This is a genomic window from Natrialba taiwanensis DSM 12281 (assembly GCF_000337595.1).
GTDB classification, from domain to species: Archaea; Halobacteriota; Halobacteria; order Halobacteriales; family Natrialbaceae; genus Natrialba; species Natrialba taiwanensis.
The window spans coordinates 19,615-42,887 of the sequence record NZ_AOIL01000055.1; the positions used below are offsets into that span (position 1 = coordinate 19,615).

Here is a 23,273-nt window from a genome sequence, read left to right on the forward strand (position 1 = left end):
GTGTCACCCGTCTCTCCCGCGTCATCCGTCTCGTTCCTCGACCGGGACCCGCTCGAGCGCGTCCGCGACGATATCACTGCCGTCCCGGGCACGATCGTTCGTCTTTACGCGATGACTCAATACGACGGGTGCCTCCACCTGTACGTCGTCGGGCGTGACGAACTCGCGGCCGTCGACGACTGCCCGCGCCTGGGATGCCCGGAGGAGCGAAATCGCCCCTCGCGGACTGACGCCGATGTGTGCGTTCTCGCGCGTATGGCCGACAAGCCGCGTTACGTACTCCCGAATCGGTTCTGCAACCTGCACCTGCGAGACCGCCTCCCGTGCTCGAACGAGCGTTTCCCGGTCGGTGACGGACTCGAGTTCATCGATCGGATGCGTGCCGACGGTTCGGCCCAACAGTTCGGCTTCGTCCTCGGGACTCGGATAGCCCAGATGGAGTTTCTTCATGAACCGGTCGAGTTCGGCGAAGGGCAGGTCGTAGGTCCGGTTCGGCTCGATGGCGTTCTGCGTCGCGATGACGGTAAACGGCGAGGGAAGCCCGCGCGTCTCCCCGTCGGCGGTGACCTGTTCTTCTTCCATCGCCTCGAGCAGCGCCGACTGGGTTTTCGGCGGCGCGCGGTTAATCTCGTCGCCGAGGACGATATTGCCGAAGATGGGGCCGGGCTGGAATTCGAACTCGCGGGTCTGTTGGTTGAAGACGTTCACGCCGGTCACGTCCGTCGGAAGGAGATCGGGCGTAAACTGAACTCGCCTGAAGGTACAGTCCACCGAGGTCGCAATCGATCGGGCGAGCATCGTCTTGCCGACCCCGGGAACGTCATCGAGCAGGACGTGTCCGCGGCCGAGCAAGGCTGTGATGACGTGATCGATCACGTCCTCGTGACCGACGATGACGCGCGAAACGTTCTCCGCGATGTCGGTTCCGATCGTTTCCACCGTCGAGAGCGCCAGTGGCTCAACGGCCGTCTCGTCGGCCGGAGGCGTCTCGAGTACCGTCTCGGATGTCGGGTCAGCGTCAGTCATCGGTCGAAATGAGGGCGAACTCGCGGGGAGATTCGGACACACGCCACCTGCAGACTCATCGTGCTTGTGCGACCTCCGCGTGTCGGAACTATATGCTTTGTGTCGAGACAAGTGAGTGTTTCACCTTGCGGGTGGTCTCACCGGGCGCACCCATCCCTGAGGCAGTAAGCAGACGCACCGCTGTTCGTCGCGTTGTCACTCAAAAACGAACGGTCGGAGAACGATACTGCCTTCGGATCGCCGATCTAGAGGCGCTCGACGCTCGTCGCGCGCGGGCCCTTCTCAGCCTCCTCGATTTCGAACTCGAGTTCCTGACCCTCTTCCAGATCAGGACCGCCAATGTCCTCCATGTGGAAGAACACGTCCTCGTCCGCGTCCTCGGTCTCGATGAATCCGTAACCGCCGGTGTCGTTGAAGAATGCAACCGTACCTTTCGCCATTGCACGTCAACAAACTCACGACGGAGATATAAATGTTCGGGAGATTGCCACCGAATTCGTCCGAAAACAGTCCATTACCCGCAGTCAGTCGGCACTTACCAGGTTTTGCACGCGGGGCAGACGAACGTCCCGTCGTCGCGCCAGCGGCGGGTGCTCGCTTCGCCGCACTCGCTGCACACCGCCGCATCCGCGGGCGGACTCCACGCGTACGTCGCCAGCGACGAGTTCAGTGTCTCCGAACTTGAACTCGAGGCCGAGTCCGGATCGGTATTTGAGTCGGATGAGGAGTCCGTCTCTGTATCCGTCGCCGTTGCCGACGGGGCGGGTTCGCGTTCGGACGGTTCGTCTGCGTGTTCCTCGGTCGCTGCCGTCTGAGAGTCTGAACGCGCCCTGTCATCTGTCATAGCTGGGACTATGATCGGCAGTCGGTTAGCTATCGGTGGTTTTCCCCGACTCACTCAGCGTCGTCGTTCAGGTTGCTCTCTATACCGAGCCGTTTTACTACTGATGGCGATTATTAGCAGGTTGGTATCGGAGAAAGTTTTTTCACTGAATTGGTAGAAACTCAACCAATGGGGCTCCGTGAATCACTCGCTGCACTCGGTGCCGTTCTGGAGGGCGATGAGATAACGGGCCGGCAGGCGGCGATCATCGTCGCAGTCTGGATGGGCGGGATCGCCGTCTTCGGGATCGTCGCCTACCTCATCGTCTTCGTGATCATCGGCTTTTGAGCGGGTACGGCGCACTCACATCGCGGCACGTACAACGCCCTGCCGATCGTACGGAACAGTCCTCGGAGCGGGACCGGCACGGCCAAGTACCACCGGTGACAATCCCCACGCATGGAAACCGCCGTAGTGCTGAACGTCATCGTTGACAACCTTATGGAGATGAACGAGTACTTCAGTAACGTCGCGACGGGCGAGGGAGCCGCACCGCTGCTCATTCTCGTCGGAACGCTCCTCATCGTCTTCTCGCTCGGCGTCTTCGGCGTTCTGACCCTCGGTGCGCTCGGTAGTCTCGTAACCGGTAACTGAGTTCGTCTTCTTCGTTTCTCTTCGCAACGCGAGTGCGTTTACTGACGAGAGCCACGGACGCGTGCAACCGCTTCGCTTGCGCGCTCGATCGCATCATCGAGTTCAGGACCGAGCGGCGAGCCGACGACGATCCCGTCGACGTGGTCGAGCATCGCGTCGAACCGATCCGCGACCTGCGCCGTCGTCCCGGCGACACAGAACGCGTCGATCATCGCCGGCGTGACGCGGTCGAACGCGTCGGTGAGATCGCCCTTCGAGAGCGCGTCGCCAACCGAACTCGCGGCCTCGCGGTCGATGTCGTGGCGGTCGAGCACTGGGTCGGCCGCCCCGCCGACGATAAAGGCAACCGGGGGACGTGCGGCCTCCCGCGCCGCCGCTTCGTCCGCCGCGACGCTCACGCTCGCAAACGCCAGCGCTTCGAACGCACCGCGGTCGTCGGGCCGCTCGTCCAGTCCGTGTTCGAGTTGGCCGGCCGCCCACTCGAGATCGCGCGGATGGGCGGCATTGACCAGCACGCCGTCGGCGTGCTTGGCGCTCATCCGGAGCATGTGCGGCCCCTGCGCGCCGACGTAGACCGGAATCCGGCCCGACGCTGGCTCGAGATTGAGCGACGCGTCGCTGGCCGCGAAGGTCCCGTCGTGGCTGACGGTCTCGCCCGCCCAGAGGTCGCGTGCGACGCCGAACGTTTCGAGGACGCGCCGGAGCGGTCGCTCGTGTTCGATACCGAGGTTTGCGAGCGACGACCGGTCGCCGGCACCGATACCGAAGACGGCACGACCGTCGCTGAACTCGTCGATCGTCGCCGTTTGGGCGGCGAGTTTGACTGGGTGGGTCTCGTAGGGATTGACGACGCCCGGGCCGAGTCGAATGCTGTCCGTGGCGTCGGCCATGCGCGAGAGCGTCACGAACGGGTCGCGGTTGAAGTAGTGGCTGCTCGCGAACGCGATGTCGAATCCTTCGTCCTCGGCGAGGGCCGCGAGTTCGGCGATGCGATCGACTGGGTGTTCGGGCGTGAGTTCGATGCCGACGGTCGGCTCGGTATCGGCGTTCGTGCTCATTCGTCGGCCCTCCACTCCCATCCGCGAAGCGCTTGTCTGATGAGATCGTCTTCGACCGAGCGGAAGAGTTCGTCGCTGCCGTCGAGGTCGCCGAAGGCCCAGTCGCTGACGACGACGGCGGGGGTACCGCCGGCCCCTTCGCCGGTGACGAGGTTCGCGGCGGCCGCGAGTTCGTCGACGACGGACTGGACGGTGACGCCGAGTTCGCGGCCGTCGCGGTCGCGTTCGCCGCGCCAGTCGCGGCTGGCGGGGAGGCCGTCCCAACCGATGGCGACGCCGCGCTGGCCGTGGCGGAAGGGGCGGCCGCAGGTGTCGGTGACGATCACGGCCACGTCCTCGTAGCCGCGATCGGCGAGTCCGTCCCGGATTCGCTCGGCGCTCTCGGTCGGGCGTTTCGGCAGGAGCAACAGGTCGTGATCGGGTACGTTCGAGCGGTCGATGCCCGCGTTCACGCAGATGTGACCGAATCGTGTTTCGGTGAGCAGGAAGGGGGCGTCGATCAGCAGTTCCGTGCTTTCCTCGAGAACGGCCTGTGCGAATCGGGGGTCCTTCTCCTCGCCGGTGAGGTCGCTGATGCGGTCGGCGAGTTCTTGCGCGCGGCCGCTGACCGGGTAGTCGTCGAGGTCGGCCGTTCGCCCCTCGGCCTTGGAGACGATCGTGCTGGCGACGGTGAGCACGTCGCCCTCGGCGAGGGTGTCCCCTGCCTGATCCGCGACGAGTTCGGCGATGTCGTCGCCGGGGCGGATCTCGGGCAGGCCCGCCACTGGTGTGAGTTCCATATCGGTGGGTGGGCGAGTACCGCCAAAAACGCACCGTCACCGGAGAATCGAACCAGCGGTCGGCAGCGCGTCACCCGCTCGTCGCTTATCGATCGCGTTCGAAGAGCGCTCCCGGCCCATCGATTGTGAGTCGGTTCTCGCACCCGGGGTCAGCCTCGCTCGCGCTCACGCTCGTACTCGCGCGTTCGCTCTCGTTCTCGTTTTCGCGTTCGCTCTCGCTCTCGAAATCGGCAACCCGCGCGAGATCCCACAGCGTCGCTCCGTTGCTCGTGACGACCGGGATACCGAGTTCCGACTCGAGATCGTCGACGGCGGCGAGCGAACGGTAGTTGGTACACGAGACGAAGATCGCGTCGAGGCCGCTCGAATCGTACTGCCCGACGTGGTCGACCACCTGTTGAAACGCCTCGGTCTCGTCCAGCGCGCCGATGGCCGTGTTTCGCTCGAGTCCGCGCCCGTCGATCGTCGCGACGTCGAAGCCGCGTTGCTCGAGAAACCCCCGTTCTTTCTCGTCCAGGTCAGCAGTGTACGGTGTGACGACGGCGATTCGCGTCGCGTCGATGAACTCGAGCGCGCGGACAACGGATCGTGCTGTCGCGACCGCCGGAACGCCCGCCGCTTCCCGGATGGTCGCCTCGAGTTCGGTGTCGAAACCGGGCCCGTGCAACAGGCTGCCGGTCGTGCAGGCGTAGGCGATCGCGTTAACGTCGGCGTGACCGAGCAGTTCGGCCGCGCGGGCCGCGTCGTCGCTCATCGCGTCGAGTTCGTCGACGGTTACCGATTCGAGGGACATCCGCGCACCGTGGACGGACACGGGGGCCGGAAGCGCCGCCCGGAACTCCGGTTCGGCCGTCGTGTTCGACGAGGGGACGATCAGGCCGATTCGACCGCGCTGGTTCCCGTCGGGGTCTGTCTCACTCATCGGTATCAGCATCGTCAGCTGCTGCGTTCACGTCGCGTTCCTCCTCGACTCGCCCGTCGGTTTCGAGCGCCGTGGCGTCTCGTGCTGCTGGCTCGCCGTGGCCGCCGCCGCCCGGCGTCCGGACGGTGACGGTCGTTCCTGCCTCGACATCGACCGTCGTTTTCGCGGGCACCGCCTCCCCGTCGATCAGGTTTTCGCCCGTCGCGCCGCTCTCGCCGCCCGCGACGCCGTCGGGCGCGTGGCGTCGGCGCTCGGTCAAAAGCGATACCGTCGCGTCTCGTTTGACGGTGACGGTGCGCTCGAGTCCACAGCCGCCACGGAACTCGCCGCGGCCGCCGCTATCTTCGCGCAGCCCGTAGCGGTCGACGCGGAGCGGGTACTCCGTCTCGATCGATTCGACGGGCGTGTTGAGCGTGTTCGTCATGCCGACCTGGACGCCGTCCATGCCGTCGCGATCGGCGCGTGCCCCGAAGCCGCCGGCGATGGTTTCGTAGTAGGTGAACGAGCCGTCCCGCGCGCCGATGGTCAGGTTGTTCATCGTGCCCTGGCCCTGTGCGGGGACGCGGTCCGGCGCGGCGCTCGCGAGCGCGGTAAAGACCACGTCCGTCACCCGCTGGCTGGTCTCGACGTTTCCCCCGACGACCGCCGCGGGGGGCTCCGGATTCAGGAGCGTCCCTTCGGGAGCGCGGACGCTCACCGGCTCGTAACAGCCGTGGTTCGGCGGAATCTCGGGATCGGTGAGACACCGGACGACGAAGTACACCGCGCTCCTCGCGACCGCGAGCGGCGCGTTGAGATTTCCCGCGAGCTGGTCGTCGGTTCCGTCGAAGTCGACGTCGATCGTCGCGCCGTCGACCGTCACCGTCACCGCGAGTTCGATGTCGTCGTCGGTCACCCCGTCGCCCTCGAGCACGTCGGTCGCCTCGTAGGTACCGTCGGGAAGGGTTTCGAGTTCACTCTCGATGCGCTCGCGCGAGTAGTCGATGACGGCGTCGAATCCCGCCAGAGCGGTGTCGCGGCCGTGTCGGTCGAACAGTGCGGCGAGTCGCTTTTGGGCGCGCTCGTTCGCGGCGAGTTGGGCGCGCAGGTCGGCGCGTCGCTCGCGGGGGTTGCGGACGTTCGCGAGGATGAGCGACCGGATGTCCTCGCGCACCTCGCCGGCCTCGACGAGTCGCGTCGGCGGGAGTCGAAGTCCTTCCTGGTAGATCTCCTCCGCGCCGGCGGGCATGCTTCCGGGCGTCATGCCGCCCACGTCGGCGTGGTGGGCGCGGGAGACGGCGTAGCCGACGATGTCGCCGTCCGCGGCGAGGGGCGAGACCATCGTCACGTCCGGCAGGTGCGTCCCGCCCCGGAAGGGGTCGTTAAGCACGAACACGTCGCCGGGTCGCGGATCGAACTCGAGGACGGCGTCCACGGCGGCGGGCATTGCGCCGAGGTGGACCGGGATGTGTTCGGCCTGGGCGATCATTCGCCCGTCGGCGTCGAACAGGGCCGTCGAGCAGTCCCGGCGCTCCTTGATGTTCGGCGAGTACGCGCCGCGGATCAGGGTCTGGCCCATCTCCTCGGCGATGCTCTCAAGCTGGTTGCGAAGCACTTCGAGCGTCACCGGGTCGATATCGCCGTCGGTTTCGGGGGCTGTGGCGTTCGGTCGGTCGGTGCCGTCGGTTTCGGCGTTGTCGAGTTCAGTGTTGTCGGTCGTCATTCTTCGGTCACCTCCGTCCGCGTCACGACGAGCGTTCCGTCCGCCAGGCACCGTCCCGTCCACCCCGGCGGGACGACGGCGGTGCTTTCGTCCTGTTCGAGAATCGCCGGGCCGGCAATCGTCGCGTTCGGTGCAAGGCGGTCGCGGTCGTACACGGTCGTCTCCCGGGGCTCGGGTTCCGATTTCGATTTCGATTCCGCTTCGAGGCCGAAGCCAGGGAAGTGGGCCGTCCGCGTGCCGACGCGGGCGTCGCCGCGTCCTGCGTGGCGGACGGTCGGATCGGTTCCGGGGACGGTCGCCGTCGCGCGGAGGTTGACGACCTCGATCCGTTCGTCCAGCGCGTAGCCGTAGGCGCGCTCGTGGGCTTCGTGGAACCGCTCTGCGACCGCCGCCGCGTCGAACCCGTTCGCCATCGGAACGGAGAGTTCGAAGCTCTGGCCGTCGTACCGACAGTCCGCCGTGCGCTCGACGCGCGCCGCGTCGGGGTCCGACGTCTCCGCGAGCACGTCCGCGACGAGTTCGTCGGAGACTGACTCGATGGTCTCCGGCTCGGCCGTCTCGAGGTCGACGCCGACGGTGCGGACGGCGTCGTAGCTCTCGTCGGCGGCGAGGAGGCCGAACGCCGAGAGGACCCCGCCCGGTCGCGGGACGACGACGCGGTCAACGTCGAGCGAGTCGGCGAGCGCGACGGCGTGCAGCGGCCCCGCGCCGCCGAAGGCGACGAGCGCGAACTCGCGCGGGTCGTGGCCGCGTTCGACGGTGACGCTGCGGATCGTTCGGGTCATCGTCGCATTGGCCACGCGGTAGACGCCGCGGGCGGCCGCGAGCGCGTCGGGAAGCCCGGCTTCGTCGGCCAGTTGCGCGAGGGCGTCGCGGGCCGCGTCCACGTCGAGTGTGAGTTCGCCGCCCAGGGCGGTGTCGGGGCCGATGTAGCCGAGGACGACGTTGGCGTCGGTGACGGTCGGCCGCGTCCCGCCGCGGCCGTAGCAAGCGGGGCCGGGCTGTGCGCCCGAGGACTGGGGGCCGACTCGAAGCGCCCCGCCGCCGTCGACCCACGCGATCGAGCCGCCGCCGGCACCGACGGTGTTCACGTCGACCATCGGCGTTCGGATCGGGAGGCCATCGATCTCGGCGTCGGTCGTCCGCTCCGCTCGACCGTCGCGGACGAGGCTCACGTCGCTCGAGGTGCCGCCCATGTCGAAGGTGACGAGTCCGTCGATCGCGTCGCCGCCGGGTTCGTCGGCGTCCGCGCTCGCAGCGTCGGTCTCTCCGTCACTGACCGTCGCCGCAGCACCCACGACGCCCGCGGCGGGTCCGGAGAGCGCCGTCGTGACGGCGTGTTCGCGGACGGTCTCGGGGTCCGCGATGCCGCCGTTCGCCTGCATGATCCGCGGGGCCGGAATCCCCGCCTCCGCGGCCTCATCGACCAGCCGCCCGACGTAGCGGTCGATCGCCGGCCGGACGTAGGCGTCGACCGCGGTGGTTGACGTGCGCTCGAACTCGCGGAACTCGGCGAGCACCTCGTGAGAGGCCGAGACCGGCACGTCGAGTTCGTCTCGCAGCGTCTCGGCGACGGCCCGTTCGTTCGCGGGGTCGGCGTAGGCGTGCAACAGGCAGACGGCGACGGATTCGACCTCCCGGTCGCGCAGCGTCGCCGCGAGTTCGCGCACCTCGTCGGGGTCGACCGCCCGCTCGATCCCGTCGACCGTCGTTCGCTCGTCGATCTCGAAGCGCAACTCGCGCGGAACGAGCGGTTCGGGCTTCTCGGCGTCGAGGTCGTACAGCGCGGGCCGGTCCTGCCGGCCGATCTCGAGCACGTCCCGGAATCCCGACGTGGTGACGAGCGCCGTCTTCGCGCCCCCGCGCTCTAAGAGGGCGTTGACCGAGACGGTCATTGCGTGACCGAACTCGTCGATGTCGCTCGGGTCGATGCCCGCCTCGGCGCAGGCCTTTCGAATGCCCTCGAGGACGCCGACGTGTTGTTCGTCCGTCGTCGGCACCTTCGCGGTGACGAGGCTGTCACCCACGGAGAGAGCCACGTCGGTGAAGGTGCCGCCGACGTCGACGCCGATTCGAACGGCGTCGGTCCCCGCGTTCCGAGCCGCCGAGTCGCTGTGTGCCATCGATACGTCCGTGTTCGTGTCAGAGGTATGTGAATCGCTCATGTCGTCGAATAGGAAACTGTTCTGCGTGTCCGTGCGTCGTGGTGAGACGAGTTCAGGTGGTGGTCGTGTTGTCGCTGTCGTAGCTGTGGGTGCATAGTCAGGCGAAGAGCACGTCGTACAGCGTCTGCAGCCCGATCCCGATCACGACGAGCGTGACGAACCCGCCGAGTGCGTTCTGGAGCCGGCTGTTGGTGTGCTCGCCGAGCAGCCCCTCGTTGTTCATCGCGTAGGTGAGGAAGACGGCGAGGATCGGCAACAGCAGTCCGTTGGCGACCTGCGCGAAGACGATCACGGTGATCGGGTTGTAATCCAGCGCCGAGAAGACGATCCCGGTCCCCAGAATCGTCATCCAGACCGCTCGGAACCGGGTCGCCGTCAGATCGCGCTCCCAGCCGAGCGCGCCGGCCGTCGCGTAGGCCCCGGCAAGCGGCGCGCTCATCGAACTCGTGAATCCGGCTGCGAAGAGCCCGATCGCGAAGAAGGTCAGCGCGTAGCCGCCGAAGACCGGCTCGAGCTGCGTTGCCATCGCCCCGACGTCGTCGATCTCGGTCCCGCTGGGAAACACCGCGGCGGCCGTGACGACGATCGATGTCGTGATGAGCCCGCCGATGGTGACCATCAAAATCGTGTCAGTCCGACACTCGGCGAGATCGGCCGCGCCGTCCCAGCGCTCCTGGACGGTGCTCGCGTGCAAGAAGAGGTTGTAGCCGACGACGGTCGTCCCGATGAGTCCGGCGATCAGGTAGGCCGACCCGTCGGGAATCGTCGGCACGAGTCCGTCCGACAGCGCGCCCAGATCCGGGCGGACGATGATCGCATTGAGGACGAACGCGAGCCCCATGACGATCACGAGGCCGATGAAGACCCGCTCGATCAGTTTGTAGTTTCCCGACCACAGCAAGCTGGCTGCCACGAACCCGATAAGGGGACCCCAGACGCTCTCGCTCACGCCGGTTATCGTCGCAAGGCCGGCAGCGCCCCCGACGATGTTGCCGGTCTGAAAGGCTGCCGTTCCGATCCCGATCGCGCTCACGACGAGCGCAACGGTCGCGCCCTTCGCGATCGGATTCGAGAACTCGTTTCGAAACGCTTCGCCCAGTCCCTCCGCGGTTATCAGGCCGAGCCGCGCGCTCATCTCCTGTAAGACCATCGTCGCCAGAATCGAAAACGCGATCGTCCAGACGAGCACGTACGCGTACTCAGCACCGATCACGCTCGCCGTCGTCACCGTTCCCGGTCCGACGAACGCGGCCGCGACGAGTGCGCCCGGTCCAATCGCTTTCAATCGCTCCAGAATGCCCATGGTATCTGTACACACATATCGCTCTCCGAACGAGTCAAAAACGTTGTTAAGAGTCGATCATACACGCGCCCCGAGTTCTGTCAGCGGCAGCCGTTCGTATGAACTCGTGTGAACGTTTCCCGTTCGCCGCGGGCGGGCCGATCAGTCGACGTGCTCGGTGATAATCGCCTTCGAGACGCCCTGCTCGATATCGATCTCGGTCGGGAACGTGGCGGTGCTGCGCTCGATGAAGCGCGTCATGAACCAGCGGATCGCCTCCGACGGAAAGACGAGGTGATAGTCGGCGTCCTCGCGGCGTACTTCGAGAAAGCCGCAAAACGAGAGCCACTCGAGGACCTCGCCGACTGTCTCGAACCGATCTGCATACTCGCGGGAATGGTACTCCGAAACGCGATCGGCCGCCTCGACGAACGCCGGATCCGGGTCGCCGCCGTCGTAACAGAACTCGAGAAAAGCGTGCAGAAAGTCGACATCGAGCAACACGTGCTCTCCCGACGCCAGCATTCGGTAGTACTGCTCTAAATTGTCGCTGGGCTGTTGATTCGCCGCCTCGAAGTTCGCCGCGTAAAAGGCGAGCGCGCGGCGGACGACCTCGCTCTGCCCGGCACCCGTCTCGGTCACCAGCGTCTCGAGGGCGGCCGCTGACTCCTCGTCAAGCGATACCGTTACGCGCTGTGTCATACTGACTCGTCGAACTCGAGACGGGTATAGCTCACGTCATCCGCGCAGCGGTTGCATTTCCAACCCGCTCGAACCCCGATCCCGAAAGCGATTCCCCCGTTGCCGCCATGGAATCGGATATGAACGACGCTTCGGATGCGACCGACGACACCGACCCGGCGACGGAGCCGACCCAGGCCGATGTCGTCACCGCCTTCCTCCGCAACCGCGGCGAGATCCTTCTCTTGTGTCGCAGCGACGCCGTCGGCACCTATTCGGGTCAGTGGGGCGGCGTCTCCGGCTTCGCCGAGGGCGATCCCGACAGCCAGGTTCGTACCGAAATCCGCGAGGAAACCGGCCTCGACGACGACGATTGTGAACTCGTCCGCGCCGGTCGCCCGGTGACGGTCACCGATCCGGATCTCGACCGCGAGTGGACCGTCCACCCATATCTCTTCGACGTGGACCACCGGGAAATCGACCTGAGCGAGGAACACGACGAGTTCAGGTGGCTCCCGCCGACGGCGATCGTCGATCCGGCCGACGACCGCGAGACGGTGCCGGCGCTGTGGCCGGCCTACGAGCGGGTGGCACCGACGGTCCGATCGATCGCAGCGGACGACGAGCACGGCGCTGCAGCCCTTTCGATCCGCGCGCTCGAAGTTCTGCGGGATCGGGCGGGGTTGCTGGTCGCCGAGCGGGACGACGGCGGGGACGGGAACGAAGCCGCGGACGGAGACGAGGCGGGGACCGCCCGGCCCGAAGACGAGTGGGACGAACTCGCGGCGCTGGCGGGCCGGCTGCTCGAGGCTCGGCCGTCGATGGCCGTCCTCCGAAATCGGGTCAACAGAGCGATGGCGGACGCAAGTGGAACCGTCGACACCGACGACGCGGCTGCGGTCGCCGGCGCACCCGCCGTCCTCGCCGCCGCCGTCGCCGGTATCGACCGCGCGACGGCCGCCGACGAGGAGGCTGCAGCGGCCGCAAGCGAGTTCACCGAGGGAACCGTGATGACCCTCTCGCGGTCGGGAACCGTCCTCGATGCGCTGCGGAACGGGTCGCCGTCGCGGGTGTTCGTCGCCGAATCCCGGCCCGCTCGGGAGGGGATCGACGTGGCCGAACAGTTGGCTGCCGAACTGGATTGTCCGATCGCGGTCCACACCGACGCCGCGGTTGCCCACGTGCTCGCGACCCAGGCCGTCGACCGGGTGCTCGTCGGTGCGGATACGGTCCGTCCCGACGGTGCCACGGTGAACAAGACCGGCACGCGAACGCTCGCCGTCGCCGCCGCGCGGGCGGACGTGCCCGTCACGGTCGTCGCTGCCGCTGATAAGGTCTCGACCCGCGAGGACGTGAACCTGGAATCCGGCTCCCAGGACACCGTCTACGACGGCGACTGCGACCTCGACGTTTTGAATCCGACGTTCGACGTGACGCCCGCCGAGTACATCACCGCGTTCAGTACGGAGCGGGGCGTGCTCGACGCCGCAGACATCGAGGCGGTCGCCGACGAGTTCACTGAACTCGCGGACTGGCGCGAACACGGTTTGTCGATGGCGGAGTGACCGCGACTCTAATAGCCAAATTGAACCATATCCTGTGCGGTAGATGACCGCCGGTTGGACGATAACTCGCAGGTCTCTAGATACTGTTTATGAGATTAGATAGGACGTTTGATACACCCGAATAGTATTCTAGTGACTGTGTGACGACTCCGCATATCTACCCCAGTAAGGGAGATGAAATAGACTAATCTCTAAAATATAAATGTCTGGATGACAAACAGGAAATGTGTTTGATGACTACGTCTCAAGCGCACTCCAACTATATAGCGGTCCTTAGTGAAATCAGCGGTGAACTTCCCTACAAGATTAGTTTGTTAACACATCAGTTATTGGCGTCATGGAGTTCTGTCAGTTCTATTAGGGGGACAAATCCATCAATCAGGAAATAACTACGGTAGTATGTATCATAGTATTCATTTAAAATAAACTATGTATGGTATTAATATCAGGTCTCGTCACCAGAACGCCCTTTTAATCATAGCTGCTCTCCTTCTAATTCTAACGCTTGGGATCGCAGCTAATGTACTTGAATCAACGCCGATAGACTCTTCATACGCCGTTCCTACAGAGAGTAATAGTAACTCTGGTCTCTCCCTCTGGGGCGTTCTTTTACTGTTGATTAATTCACTCCTTGACTTTTTGGGCATAAACATTGGTGGTTATAGCCCTGAAAACGGAGCAGGATCCTGGATTGAGATACTCAACCTCGCCTTTACTACTATTCGTTCAGTAGCTTTTCCACTGGTTATACTCGGTGTCGTCACGGTAATTGCTCTACTCACCTCACATCATCTACCAAAAATAAATGCTTATCCTAGAACGGCATTTATGATTAATGGGTTACACTCTACAAAACAGACCTCACAGTCGCGCTCTTCGAACGATAGTTGGCCACCTACTGCGCCGGAAAACAGTGTGGCAGAAGCATGGCTCGAAATGGTTAAGAAAATCGATGTTTCCAACCCCCATTCTCGAACAACCGAAGAATGGGCTGATGCTGCGCTTGCCGCTGGGTACAACGAGGAGGCTGTAAAATCATTAACAAAATTGTTTAGAGAGACTCAATATGGCGGTGTAACCGTGACTACTGACCGGGAACGAAAAGCAAAGCGCGAGTTCGAACGACTTGAAGGTGACACTAGATGAAAAACCCATCTTCGATTATTCGAGGGTTCTTTGTGATAATCGGCATTTCTACGCTCTGTACTGCCCTACTAGTCTTATTCTTTCCAACCGTTGAGGAGTGGGCCCAGTGGCCATGGGATGGAGAGTTGCTTCTCGTTACATTCTTCACAGTAGTGTTTACGATTGCTTGTTTACTCAGCCCATTCATTCTACTTAATGAACCAGTTCGTTCGAACGAAGAAAACGAACCGCCAGAAACCATGCCTTCAGTCTCTCCTCCCGGTTACGAGTTCGAACAAATTCTGGATAGGCGATGGCCAGCATCACTACCGCCTGCTCGGCGTCAACGGATCCGGTCCCAGTTACGAGAAACAACAATACAAACGATCGTTCGAACAACAGACTGCACTACTGCTAGTGCTTGTGAACAGATTAAGCGGGAAACGTGGACAGATAACTCAGTCGCTACAACATTCGTTCGTATAGAAAACAAATCCGAACTGAAGTCATCTCGTCTTCAATCGATCATAGAGCGAGTGTACTTTCCTCGACAAGTTCGACAAACTGTCCGAGCGATACAGACTTTCGATGAAGAAGCGAAGAATCAACAGTGACAACACACCGAACAACGCGCTGGAATATCGCTCTGGTCGCTGCTTTACTCACGAGTGGAACTGGTGTTCTATTGGCGGAATCAAAGTTACTGTTCTTAGCGATACCTGGCGTTGTCTTCACTATTTATTCGCACTTACATTCTGTGCCAAACACGACACTTGATATTGAAAGGGAAATAAAAGCGAATAATCCATCGCACGGGGAAGAAGTCGAGATTCTGGTTACACTCCGGAATACTGGCGAACAGACGCTCTCAAACGTTAGTATTGTTGATGGTATTCCCCTAATGCTGTCGGTTGAGAACGGTTCAGCTCGGCACGCAACAGCACTCGGGTCTGGCGAAGAAACGACATTCTCCTATACAGTCACAGCAAAGCACGGGGTCCACTGTTTTCAACCAGCAACTATCGTTTTCAGAGACATAAGTAGCAGCGTTGCAGTCGAGACGACCATAACGGTAGAAACAAAACTCACCTGTCGTTCCCCGATTCAAACGATTTCCCTGGGCCACATAGCACATCAGCACGCAGGGTCTACTGTCGCCACCAACGGTTTAACTGGAATAGAATTCTCAAAGGTCCGCTCCTACCGATTTGGCGATCCACCGAACAGAATCGACTGGAACCGCTATGCTCGAGACAAGGAATTAACGACGATTAGCTTTCGAGAAGACCGATCCCGAGCAGTCATTCTTTGTATCGATGCCCGGGCTATCTGTTATCGCTCCTCTAGCAGAACCGAACCTCATGCTGTTTTTTACGAACGCGCTGCGGCACGTGAACTGCTTGGCACAGTCTCGAGATCGGATGAACCAATTGGACTCTTGGTTCTTGGACCTGACCATTACTGGATTGCCCCAAATACTGGCTCTCACCACAGTACGATATTACAACGTACATTAGATGATACCGACATACTTCCACTAAAACCACCCTCACGAAACGGAACGAAAAATAATGTTGATATGCAGATGAATTCACTTAAAACAAAAATTGCCAAGAATACGAGTATCATTCTCCTTTCTCCATTAGTTGACGACGTTCCACTCGAGACAGCACAAGTACTCCGAGCAACTGGCCATTCAGTAACTGTTCTTTCTCCGGACGTGACAACTACTGGATCTTTGGGAACAGAACTCGCACGACTGCAACGGACCAACCGCATTAATGTTCTTCGCCGAACACCTATTTCAGTTATTGATTGGAATCCAAAGACCCCACTTGAAACAGCACTATACAGCACAGTAAATCCATGAGTGGCCTTCCAAATAATCCGCAAAACCCGTCACCGACACGAGTGAGTGCTAGTGTTGCGTTCATCACAATTCTTGGCGCTTGTTTTGCCGGTTCTGTCGGGCCAATACAGACCGCACCCTTTCTCTTAGAGGCGACAGGACTAACACTCTATAGTAGTGGTATATTGCTTCGGCAACGTACTAACCAACTCACTGGGAAAGCACTTACTTTACTCGGCCTCATCGTCGCCACTTCAGCACTCGTTGGCGTTATAGCGATTCCACTGCCATTTTCAATCTTACTTACATACTTCTCATGTGGACTTGGGATGTTGCTGTTGACGATGGGTGTCTTTCCGGTATACAGGAAGTTCACGCAGTGTCTCACACTTACTGGTGTTGTGTTCGTATTTATCGGTGTGGCCGCAAATGCTATTATTGATTCACCACCGCTTTGGCGGTCGGTGATAGCTGTAACGATGGTATTTCTCTCCTGGGATGCATCCAGACGTGCAATTACACTCGGTACCCAGGTTGGAAATACTGCTGAGACGATTTCAGTGGAAATAGTAGGGATCGCAGCGAGCTCTGCTGTAGCAATTGCGGCAATTATGCTCACGATTGCTGTCTCTCAGATCTCAGTTCATCGCTCCTCTCTCGTAGGATTAGCGCTCGCGTTGGCCGCAACTATCGCGTTTGCTGTCGCTCTCGCTCACTTTCCGCAACTGCCGGAGCCACAGGAGTAAATTGGAACCTATTTATAAAATTAAACGTTCCGTGAATTTACACCTAGTTCTATCTGCAACTATCTATGCCGTAGGACTCCCTCTATGGACAACCACATTGGACATCGACATTACAGACGGGGAGGAGCGGGATTGGAATCCGAACTTCGTACGTTCCTTCTCCGAGACACCCCTCAGGGTCAATACATTCATCCTCACAGTCATCAGCGGGTGTTATCTTCTCTTCGTCCGCTAGATCAATTTGACCTTCGCTTGGGTGGTACACGGTATAGTCTCCCTCTGACTCGATAGTTGCATACGACGCCTTATTCTCCTCGTCAATGAAGATATTAAGCGTTCTCTCACCAATGTTCGTCGATACCAGTAAGACCTCGGGTGTACTGATCATACGAGTCACACCAGACGAACCGGAAGCGATATCACTCACACTCCGTGGTTTGAGTCTGGTTTCGGGTATTGATGGCCGGTCAATAATGCCTTCTTCACTCAGAAGTTTGAGAGTACTTTCTGCGTACTGATCAAGCGTTTTACTGGCTTGAGACTGAGTCAAATCCACCGGCACGTTGCTTGCGCTATATCTATTTGCGGAACCGATTCCACTCATTCCCATACTGATGACTCCTGTACTACCAATCGCTTGTAACACACGTCTTCGACTTTTATCTGTCGACATACACGGAAACTAACATCAGAAAACAATAAGAAACTATCGAATCCACGGATAATAGCAATCTCGGTCCAATTAGTAAATAGACAGCAACGCTAAAAGACATCACCAAGGGTGATTCTATATGTAGTTCTATTAATTGTACTCATGGATAATCGGTTGACGATCAGCGGCACGTAATCACGCCTCGTCAGTAAGAACCGCTCATCAAGCGGTGACTGGCTATTTAAACCGCCAGTAATCCTGCTTTGTTCCTCTGTTGCAAGCTCTGAATCGATTCTGAGAAACGGCACCGCTCGAATTCCGATTCTAATCGAGTTCACTCGGTCGTCGCGTTTGCGGGCCGAGTTGTAGCGGCAGGTGGGGTTCCGCTGGTTGTGGTGGTCCTTTCGGCTCTTACCGCCAACTCGGCTGGCCGCCGCGACCCGAGTTCAGTTCGGACGAACTCGTCTCGCGGTCTTACTCCGAGTCGGGTTCGGATTTCGTCTCGACGACGGGAGCGACGCGACAGCCGCAGGGACCGGCGACGGCTTCGCCCGGCCCGATCATGGTCCGCCGGACGATGGGCGTGTTACAGCGCGGACAGCGCGGGAACGTGCCATCATCGTCACTCGGCTCGGACTCCGCATCGGTCTTCGCGTCCGGCGAGTCATCCGGTCCGTCCGACGTGAACTCGTCGGTCATGTTGCATCTCCGCTGAACTCGGCGGGTGAGAATCGAACGCCGGCGGCTACGTGTGCGGTCCAACGCGTCAATCGTGCGGGATGTTTATATCCCGTGAGAATGTACGCAAACATGGCTTCGAACGGTCGCAAGTTGGAAGCCACGTCTCGGGTGTCCTAGACCCGGGACATTTTACGTCCGTTTAGCGGCTTCCGTTCTAATTGTTAACTGGTAGGGCCTTATATCTACCGCTCGAAAGACGGAAGGAGCGTCCGAACGGGTGCTGTCGCTCGCTTCGAGTTCGTTCGAGCGAGTGCAGACGAGACCGCCACACAGGACCGACAGACGGAAAGTCATCCGCCGAGTACGCTCCGTCGGCGGCCGTGACGAAGTGTTACCCCCNGTGCAGACGAGACCGCCACACAGGACCGACAGACGGAAAGTCATCCGCCGAGTACGCTCCGTCGGCGGCCGTGACGAAGTGTTACCCCCACCGAGCCCCTTGTGACGAGGGTTTTTCCCGAGCCGCCTTTCAGAACCACCAGTCGAGAGCGACGGCACCGTGCAAAGCTTGAACGTCCGCTCGTTCGTACCACCGCGTATGCCCACCCGCGAACCGAACGCAGCAGACGCGGACGCAGACACGGACACGAACACGAAACCGAACGCAGACACCGACACACCCGCGGACACAGCTCCTCCCGCTATCGACCTCGACCACCTTGGCATCCACGACTCGGTCTCCACCGTCTTCCCACCGACTGAACTCGCGACCGAACTCGCCGACCTTTCCACGGCCGTCGACGTGATCGGCGACGACCAAATCTCCGACTGCGACGCCGTCGTCACCCTCGACCACCGCGAGGCGTTCCTCGACCTCGACTGGGTGCACTCGATCCAGGCCGGCGTCGACCGCTTCCCCTTCGACGAGTTCAGGGCGAACGACGTCGTCCTCACCAACAGCACCGGCATCCACGGTCGGTCCATCGGCGAGACCGTCGCGGGCTATCTCCTCTCGTTCGCGCGCCGTCTCCACGCCCACGTTGCCGCCCAGCAGGACCGCCGCTGGGACCAGCCCGAGTGGGACGAGGCGTTCACGCTCGCCGGGAAGACAGCCTGCGTCCTCGGCACCGGGACGCTCGGCAGCGGCGTCGCCGATGTCCTCGGCGCGCTCGATATGCGCGTGACCGGCGTTCGACGGTCGGCCGACCCCGTCCCCGGCTTCGAGGAGGTCTACGCGACCGACGACCGCCGCGACGCTATCGCCGACGCCGAGTTCGTCATCGTCACGCTCCCGTTGACCGACGACACCCACCACCTGGTCGACGCCGACGTGTTCGACGCCATGCGCGAGGACGCGTATCTCGTCAACGTCGGCCGCGGCCCCGTCGTCGACGAGGTCGCGCTGATCGACGCGCTCGAATCCAACTCGATCGCCGGCGCGGCGCTCGACGTTTTCGAAACCGAACCGCTCCCCGAGAACTCGCCGCTGTGGGGGATGGACGAGGTGATCGTCACGCCCCACTGCGGAGCCTTCACGGTGGACTACTTCCGCGATGTCGCTGAACTCGTCTTCGAGAACGTCGAGCGACTCGCGGACGACGAGCCGTTCGTCAATCGGATCGTCTAATAGACCGATCGTCTTCGAAAACTAACTTCGGCCAAAACGGATGGTGAAACCCGTGTCTCGGCTGACTGGGTTATCTCCCGGTAGCGCATCCGCGACCGAAGCGAGCGGTTCACCGCCGAAGCGGACATCGTCCGCCGAGGCGGTTTTTTTATCGTAGATTTTTGCAAGCGGTTCGACCGAACGAAGTGAGGGAGGACCCGCAGTAAAAAGGTACTTAGAAAAACTTGAACAGGTCGTCCCGTTTCTGGTCGTGTAAGTGCTCGCGGACGGCCTCGTTCAGCGAGCTAATCTGTCCCTTCTTTGCGGTAATCGGCGCGATGGTTTCCTGCCACTGCTTCCAGGGTGGCAACAGCCCGAGGCGATCGCAGAGTTCGTCTAGTCGCTCGTCGCGGTCGTCGACTTTGTCCATCTTGTTGACGGCGACGACGGCCGGAATCCCGAGGTCGCGCAGGAAGTGGAACATTTCGACATCGTAGGGAATCTCGTCGGGGCCGGAGTGGCGATCGATGATGTCGATGACGCTCTTGCCGTCGACGACCAAAATTGCGACGAGAATATCATCTGCGTGCGATTCGAGGTACTGGACGATGTCCGTCTTGATCTGCTCGCGGTGCTCCTCGTCGACGCCGCTCATGAAGCCGAAGCCGGGAAGATCGCTGATGACGAAGTCCTCAGCGGCCCAGTCGTAGTGGTTTGGGCTGCGGGTAACGCCTGGATTGCCGCCGGTATCGAAGCTGTGACCGGTCACCTCGCGCATGAGCGTCGACTTGCCCACGTTCGAGCGACCGACCAGGGCGACTTCGGCCTCGCGGTCGGGACGGGTATCGAACATACCCATTCGTAGACCGCTCGCGGATTTATAAGCACCGCGACGGATCGGCCGTTCCGATCCCTTCGCCCCGTCCGCCGTTGACTCGGTCCCTTCAGTCTGAACTCGGCTGCAGGGAGGGGAAGTTCGTGTACGCAATCCCTGAAGTTATGCCTGCAGACATACTCAGGAGCGCACGTGCGCCTCGTCCAGTTGACGGTTCCGACAGGAGAGCGACAGACGATCCTCGAGACGCTCGACGAACGGGAGATCGATTACGTCGTCACCGACGAGAACAGCGGCCGGGAGTACACCGCCGTCGTCTACTTTCCGCTGCCCACCCCGGCGGTCGAACCCGTCCTCGACGACCTCCAGGAGGCCGGCATCGACGAGGACGCCTACACCGTCGTCGTCGACGCCGAAACAGTCATCTCGCGCCGGTTCGAGGCGCTTCGCGACGAGTACGAACAGGGCGACGTCGAATCCGACCGCATCTCCCGACAGGAACTCCTGGCGGAAGCCGACTCGCTGACCCCAACCTTCGGCGTCTACGCGACGATGACGATCGTCAGCGCCGTCGTCGCGACCGCCGGTCTCCTACTCGATTCGTCCGCCGTCGTCGTCGGCTCCATGGTCATCGCACCGTTGATCGGCCCCGCACTCGGCGCGAGCGTCGGCTCCGTGATCGACGACGAAGAACTGTTCACCGAGAGCGTCCTCTACCAACTCGTCGGTATCGTCCTCGCCATCGCCGCTGCAGCCGTCTTCGCCTGGCTCGTCCGGACGACGAACGTCGTTCCACCCGGGCTCGATATCGGCTCCGTCGACGAAATTTCCGAGCGGCTGACGCCGGATCTCCTCTCTCTTGCCGTCGCCCTTGGTGCCGGCGTCGCCGGCATCGTCAGCATCGCTACCGGCATCTCCGTGGCACTCGTCGGCGTGATGATCGCGGCCGCGCTCATTCCGCCCGCCGCCGCCGCCGGCGTCGCCATCGCCTGGGGCCAACCGTCCGCTGCCATCGGCTCGACGGCGCTCGTCCTCGTCAACGTCCTCTCCGTGAACCTCGCCGGCCTCCTGACGCTCTGGTACGTCGGCTATCGCCCCGAAAGCCTGTTCTCCCTGACCGAAACCGAACAACGAGTTCGTAAACGCGTCGTCGCTCTCGGCGTCATCGTCCTCGTCTTCGCCGTCTTCCTCGGCGGGATCACCTACTCGTCGTACACGCTGGCCACGTTCGAAGAGAACGCCCAGACCGAAGCTGAACTCGTCCTCGAGGAGCCAGCGTTCGAGGAGTACCAACTTCTCGGTGTGAACGTCATCACCGACGACGAGTACCCGTTCGTCGGCCCCGAACGCGTCATCATTCGGATCGGCGGCCCGCCGGGCGAACCGGAACCCGGCATCGCAGACACGCTGGCCGAGCGGATAAACCGCCACACCTCCGAACAGGTCGGCGTCGAAATCCGCTATATCGGGCTGGTCGAACGGTGATCGCCGCGGGACCCTTCCCGCTCACCGACCGAACAACCGTTCGAGCCGACCGCTCCCTCCCGACTCGGTCGTTTGCTCGCGGCCGCCAGCCCGGTTGTCCGAACTCGATCCATCGTCGCGTCCGGTGCTGCCGGTGTTTCTATTACCGTCGCCGTCACCGCCGCTCTCACCACCGCCGCCACCGAGCCAGCGCCGTCGCTCGAATCGCCGCCGAATCCACGCCCGCGGGCCGCCGATTCTGTTGATAACGTACGTCGGCAAGTAAAGCGTCAGCACCCCCAGAACCAGAAAGATTCCACCACCGATGATCCGGTCCGTACGGATGAACTCGAAGCCGACGACGAACATCGGGCCGGCCATCGAGAACCCGGCCGCGAGTTGGAGCATGTCGAACAGTCCTGGTCCTTTCATGTGTACCCGGTTCGATCGATTCGGTACTCGATACTCGGCCGCGTTACTCGGCGTTCGCTCCGCCCGCGGTAGCCGACACTTTCCAGTGGCTGGTACGGCCGACGCTCATTGCTCCTCTTCGAACGGTAACGTGGGTTCGTAGTCGACCGCCTCGACGGCAGCCTCGAGGACGGTCTCGACGTTCTCGCCGGTTTCGACGCTCATCGTGTAATCCGCGTTCATCGCGTCGGTCCGGCTATCGTCCCAGACTTCGGCTCGGTCCGTCTTGTTCGCGATCGTCAATACGGGGACGGTCTCGAACTGGGCGGCGATCGAATCCCGAAGTTCGAGTTGCGAGTCGAGCGGGTAGCCGCATTCGGCGCTCGGATCGAGCATGACGAGCATGCAGTCGGCGAGGTGTTCGATGGCGCTGACGGCCTGGGATTCGATCTCGTTTCGCTCCGCCGGCGGTCGGTCGAGCAGGCCGGGCGTATCGACGATCTGGTAGCGGATGTGGTCGCGCATCGCGGACCGATCGGTCCGCTCTGAGTCGGCGGACAAGTCCGCCCCTTCGAAGTGGCCGAGGCCGATCCCCTTCGTCGTAAACGGGTACGAGGCGGTCTCGCCGCGGGCGCTCGTGACGTCGTTGACGAACGAGGACTTGCCGACGTTCGGATAACCGGCGACGACGATCGTCGGTTCGTCCGGATTGATTTCGGGCAGGTCCCGCAGGTCGTTTCGTGCCTCGTTGATCTGCAGCAGGTGGTCGTCGACCTGTTCGACGATGTCCGCGAGCCGCGCGAAGGCTTGTTTGCGGTGCTTGCGAGCCGTGTCGACATCGGTCTTTCGCAGCCGCGGCTGGTACTCCTCGTGAATCTCGCGGGCCTTCCGGCTGGCCCACATCACTTCCGAGAGGCTCTGGCGGAGCGCATCTACGTCCACGATGGCGTCGGCGAGTTCGTAGTAGAACGGGTGGGCGTCGTACTCGAAGTCGGGCCAGGCCGTGACGACGTTTTCGAGGTTATCGGAGATGATGTTCGCCGCGGTCTGGAGCATGGACTGCTGGGCTTCGAGGCCGCCTTTGGCCTTGCCGGCCCGTGCTGCCCGCGAAAACGCCTTGTCGATCAACTCTTCCGACGTGGGCGTCGTCGGAAGGTCTTCGAAAATCATGCTCACAGGTAGGACGCGCGGTCTTAAAAGGTCGTTCGTTACGCGGCGAGGGCTTATGCGCACACGTCGCGAACGGA

Annotated in this window: 24 protein-coding genes; 9 read left to right on the forward strand and 15 right to left on the reverse strand. The window is 61.8% G+C overall.

Annotated elements, in window-relative coordinates:
* Window positions 1-21: 21 nt before the first annotated feature.
* From C484_RS17085 to C484_RS22485, 3 genes are all read right to left on the reverse strand, one after another.
* Window positions 22-1,026 carry an AAA family ATPase gene (locus C484_RS17085; RefSeq protein ID WP_006827139.1) on the reverse strand — a complete coding sequence of 335 codons (1,005 nt, stop codon included), beginning with the start codon at window positions 1,024-1,026 and terminating at the stop codon, window positions 22-24.
* A 245-nt stretch (window positions 1,027-1,271) separates the two neighbouring features.
* Window positions 1,272-1,466, reverse strand: coding sequence for a cold-shock protein (locus C484_RS17090; protein WP_006827140.1), 195 nt, complete (start codon window positions 1,464-1,466; stop codon window positions 1,272-1,274).
* Between the two features lie 95 nt (window positions 1,467-1,561).
* Window positions 1,562-1,870 carry a DUF7573 domain-containing protein gene (locus tag C484_RS22485; protein WP_083867369.1) on the reverse strand — a complete coding sequence of 103 codons (309 nt, stop codon included), beginning with the start codon at window positions 1,868-1,870 and terminating at the stop codon, window positions 1,562-1,564.
* A 168-nt stretch (window positions 1,871-2,038) separates the two neighbouring features.
* On the opposite strand from C484_RS22485, the gene C484_RS23755 reads away from it, so the two are divergent.
* Window positions 2,039-2,197: a hypothetical protein gene (locus tag C484_RS23755; RefSeq protein WP_169332882.1), complete on the forward strand. Its 159-nt coding sequence runs from the start codon at window positions 2,039-2,041 to the stop codon at window positions 2,195-2,197.
* A gap of 111 nt (window positions 2,198-2,308) precedes the next feature.
* A complete protein-coding gene (locus tag C484_RS17100; protein ID WP_006827142.1) occupies window positions 2,309-2,503 on the forward strand; it encodes a hypothetical protein in 195 nt (64 codons plus the stop codon).
* Between the two features lie 38 nt (window positions 2,504-2,541).
* Here C484_RS17100 and C484_RS17105 read toward each other — a convergent pair whose 3' ends face one another.
* From C484_RS17105 to C484_RS17135, 7 genes are all read right to left on the reverse strand, one after another.
* Window positions 2,542-3,561 carry a 5,10-methylenetetrahydromethanopterin reductase gene (locus tag C484_RS17105; protein ID WP_006827143.1) on the reverse strand — a complete coding sequence of 340 codons (1,020 nt, stop codon included), beginning with the start codon at window positions 3,559-3,561 and terminating at the stop codon, window positions 2,542-2,544.
* Window positions 3,558-4,340 (reverse strand): coenzyme F420-0:L-glutamate ligase, encoded by a 783-nt coding sequence (locus C484_RS17110; RefSeq protein ID WP_006827144.1) that lies wholly within the window; start codon window positions 4,338-4,340, stop codon window positions 3,558-3,560. The genes C484_RS17105 and C484_RS17110 overlap by 4 nt, the downstream gene beginning before the upstream one ends.
* An 85-nt stretch (window positions 4,341-4,425) precedes the next feature.
* Window positions 4,426-5,262, reverse strand: coding sequence for a maleate cis-trans isomerase family protein (locus tag C484_RS17115; RefSeq protein ID WP_006827145.1), 837 nt, complete (start codon window positions 5,260-5,262; stop codon window positions 4,426-4,428).
* Window positions 5,255-6,964, reverse strand: a complete 1,710-nt coding sequence (locus C484_RS17120) for a hydantoinase B/oxoprolinase family protein (protein ID WP_006827146.1) — start codon at window positions 6,962-6,964, stop codon at window positions 5,255-5,257. The genes C484_RS17115 and C484_RS17120 overlap by 8 nt, the downstream gene beginning before the upstream one ends.
* On the reverse strand, window positions 6,961-9,129 hold the full coding sequence (locus C484_RS17125; protein WP_006827147.1) for a hydantoinase/oxoprolinase family protein: 2,169 nt from the start codon (window positions 9,127-9,129) through the stop codon (window positions 6,961-6,963). Before C484_RS17125 ends, C484_RS17120 begins: the two co-directional genes overlap by 4 nt.
* Window positions 9,130-9,226: 97 nt before the next feature.
* On the reverse strand, window positions 9,227-10,432 hold the full coding sequence (locus C484_RS17130) for an Nramp family divalent metal transporter (protein ID WP_006827148.1): 1,206 nt from the start codon (window positions 10,430-10,432) through the stop codon (window positions 9,227-9,229).
* A 141-nt stretch (window positions 10,433-10,573) separates the two neighbouring features.
* Window positions 10,574-11,113 (reverse strand): ribbon-helix-helix protein, CopG family, encoded by a 540-nt coding sequence (locus tag C484_RS17135; RefSeq protein WP_006827149.1) that lies wholly within the window; start codon window positions 11,111-11,113, stop codon window positions 10,574-10,576.
* 107 nt (window positions 11,114-11,220) lie between these two features.
* Between C484_RS17135 and C484_RS17140 the strand changes: the two genes are divergently transcribed.
* The 5 genes from C484_RS17140 to C484_RS17145 all read left to right on the forward strand — a co-directional run bounded on the left by C484_RS17140 (window position 11,221) and on the right by C484_RS17145 (window position 16,377).
* Entirely contained in the window at window positions 11,221-12,657 is a 1,437-nt protein-coding gene (locus C484_RS17140) for an NUDIX domain-containing protein (RefSeq protein WP_006827150.1), read from the forward strand.
* A gap of 429 nt (window positions 12,658-13,086) precedes the next feature.
* Complete coding sequence (locus C484_RS23150; RefSeq protein WP_152422731.1) at window positions 13,087-13,803, forward strand: DUF4129 domain-containing protein; 717 nt, start codon at window positions 13,087-13,089, stop codon at window positions 13,801-13,803.
* A complete protein-coding gene (locus C484_RS25205; protein ID WP_006827151.1) occupies window positions 13,800-14,396 on the forward strand; it encodes a DUF7269 family protein in 597 nt (198 codons plus the stop codon). Before C484_RS23150 ends, C484_RS25205 begins: the two co-directional genes overlap by 4 nt.
* A complete protein-coding gene (locus C484_RS22495) occupies window positions 14,393-15,652 on the forward strand; it encodes a DUF58 domain-containing protein (RefSeq protein ID WP_083867370.1) in 1,260 nt (419 codons plus the stop codon). Before C484_RS25205 ends, C484_RS22495 begins: the two co-directional genes overlap by 4 nt.
* Window positions 15,649-16,377, forward strand: coding sequence for a DUF7519 family protein (locus C484_RS17145; protein WP_049915595.1), 729 nt, complete (start codon window positions 15,649-15,651; stop codon window positions 16,375-16,377). The genes C484_RS22495 and C484_RS17145 overlap by 4 nt, the downstream gene beginning before the upstream one ends.
* Before the next feature lie 82 nt (window positions 16,378-16,459).
* On the opposite strand, the gene C484_RS17150 is transcribed toward C484_RS17145, so the two are convergent.
* Together C484_RS17150 and C484_RS17155 are read right to left on the reverse strand one after the other, a co-directional pair.
* Window positions 16,460-16,765 carry a hypothetical protein gene (locus C484_RS17150; protein WP_049915597.1) on the reverse strand — a complete coding sequence of 102 codons (306 nt, stop codon included), beginning with the start codon at window positions 16,763-16,765 and terminating at the stop codon, window positions 16,460-16,462.
* Window positions 16,766-17,503: 738 nt separating this feature from the next.
* Window positions 17,504-17,728, reverse strand: a complete 225-nt coding sequence (locus tag C484_RS17155) for a hypothetical protein (protein WP_006827153.1) — start codon at window positions 17,726-17,728, stop codon at window positions 17,504-17,506.
* A 580-nt stretch (window positions 17,729-18,308) separates the two neighbouring features.
* On the opposite strand from C484_RS17155, the gene ddh reads away from it, so the two are divergent.
* On the forward strand, window positions 18,309-19,337 hold the full coding sequence (ddh, locus tag C484_RS17160; RefSeq protein WP_006827154.1) for a D-2-hydroxyacid dehydrogenase: 1,029 nt from the start codon (window positions 18,309-18,311) through the stop codon (window positions 19,335-19,337).
* Window positions 19,338-19,551: 214 nt separating this feature from the next.
* On the opposite strand, the gene engB is transcribed toward ddh, so the two are convergent.
* Window positions 19,552-20,169, reverse strand: coding sequence for a GTP-binding protein EngB (gene engB / locus C484_RS17165; RefSeq protein ID WP_006827155.1), 618 nt, complete (start codon window positions 20,167-20,169; stop codon window positions 19,552-19,554).
* Between the two features lie 174 nt (window positions 20,170-20,343).
* On the opposite strand from engB, the gene C484_RS17170 reads away from it, so the two are divergent.
* Window positions 20,344-21,636 carry a TIGR00341 family protein gene (locus C484_RS17170; RefSeq protein WP_006827156.1) on the forward strand — a complete coding sequence of 431 codons (1,293 nt, stop codon included), beginning with the start codon at window positions 20,344-20,346 and terminating at the stop codon, window positions 21,634-21,636.
* Between the two features lie 21 nt (window positions 21,637-21,657).
* Here the strand turns inward: C484_RS17170 and C484_RS17175 are convergent, their stop codons facing one another.
* Together C484_RS17175 and C484_RS17180 are read right to left on the reverse strand one after the other, a co-directional pair.
* Window positions 21,658-22,047, reverse strand: coding sequence for a hypothetical protein (locus C484_RS17175; protein WP_006827157.1), 390 nt, complete (start codon window positions 22,045-22,047; stop codon window positions 21,658-21,660).
* 105 nt (window positions 22,048-22,152) lie between these two features.
* A complete protein-coding gene (locus C484_RS17180) occupies window positions 22,153-23,196 on the reverse strand; it encodes an NOG1 family protein (protein ID WP_006827158.1) in 1,044 nt (347 codons plus the stop codon).
* Window positions 23,197-23,273: the final 77 nt, after the last annotated feature.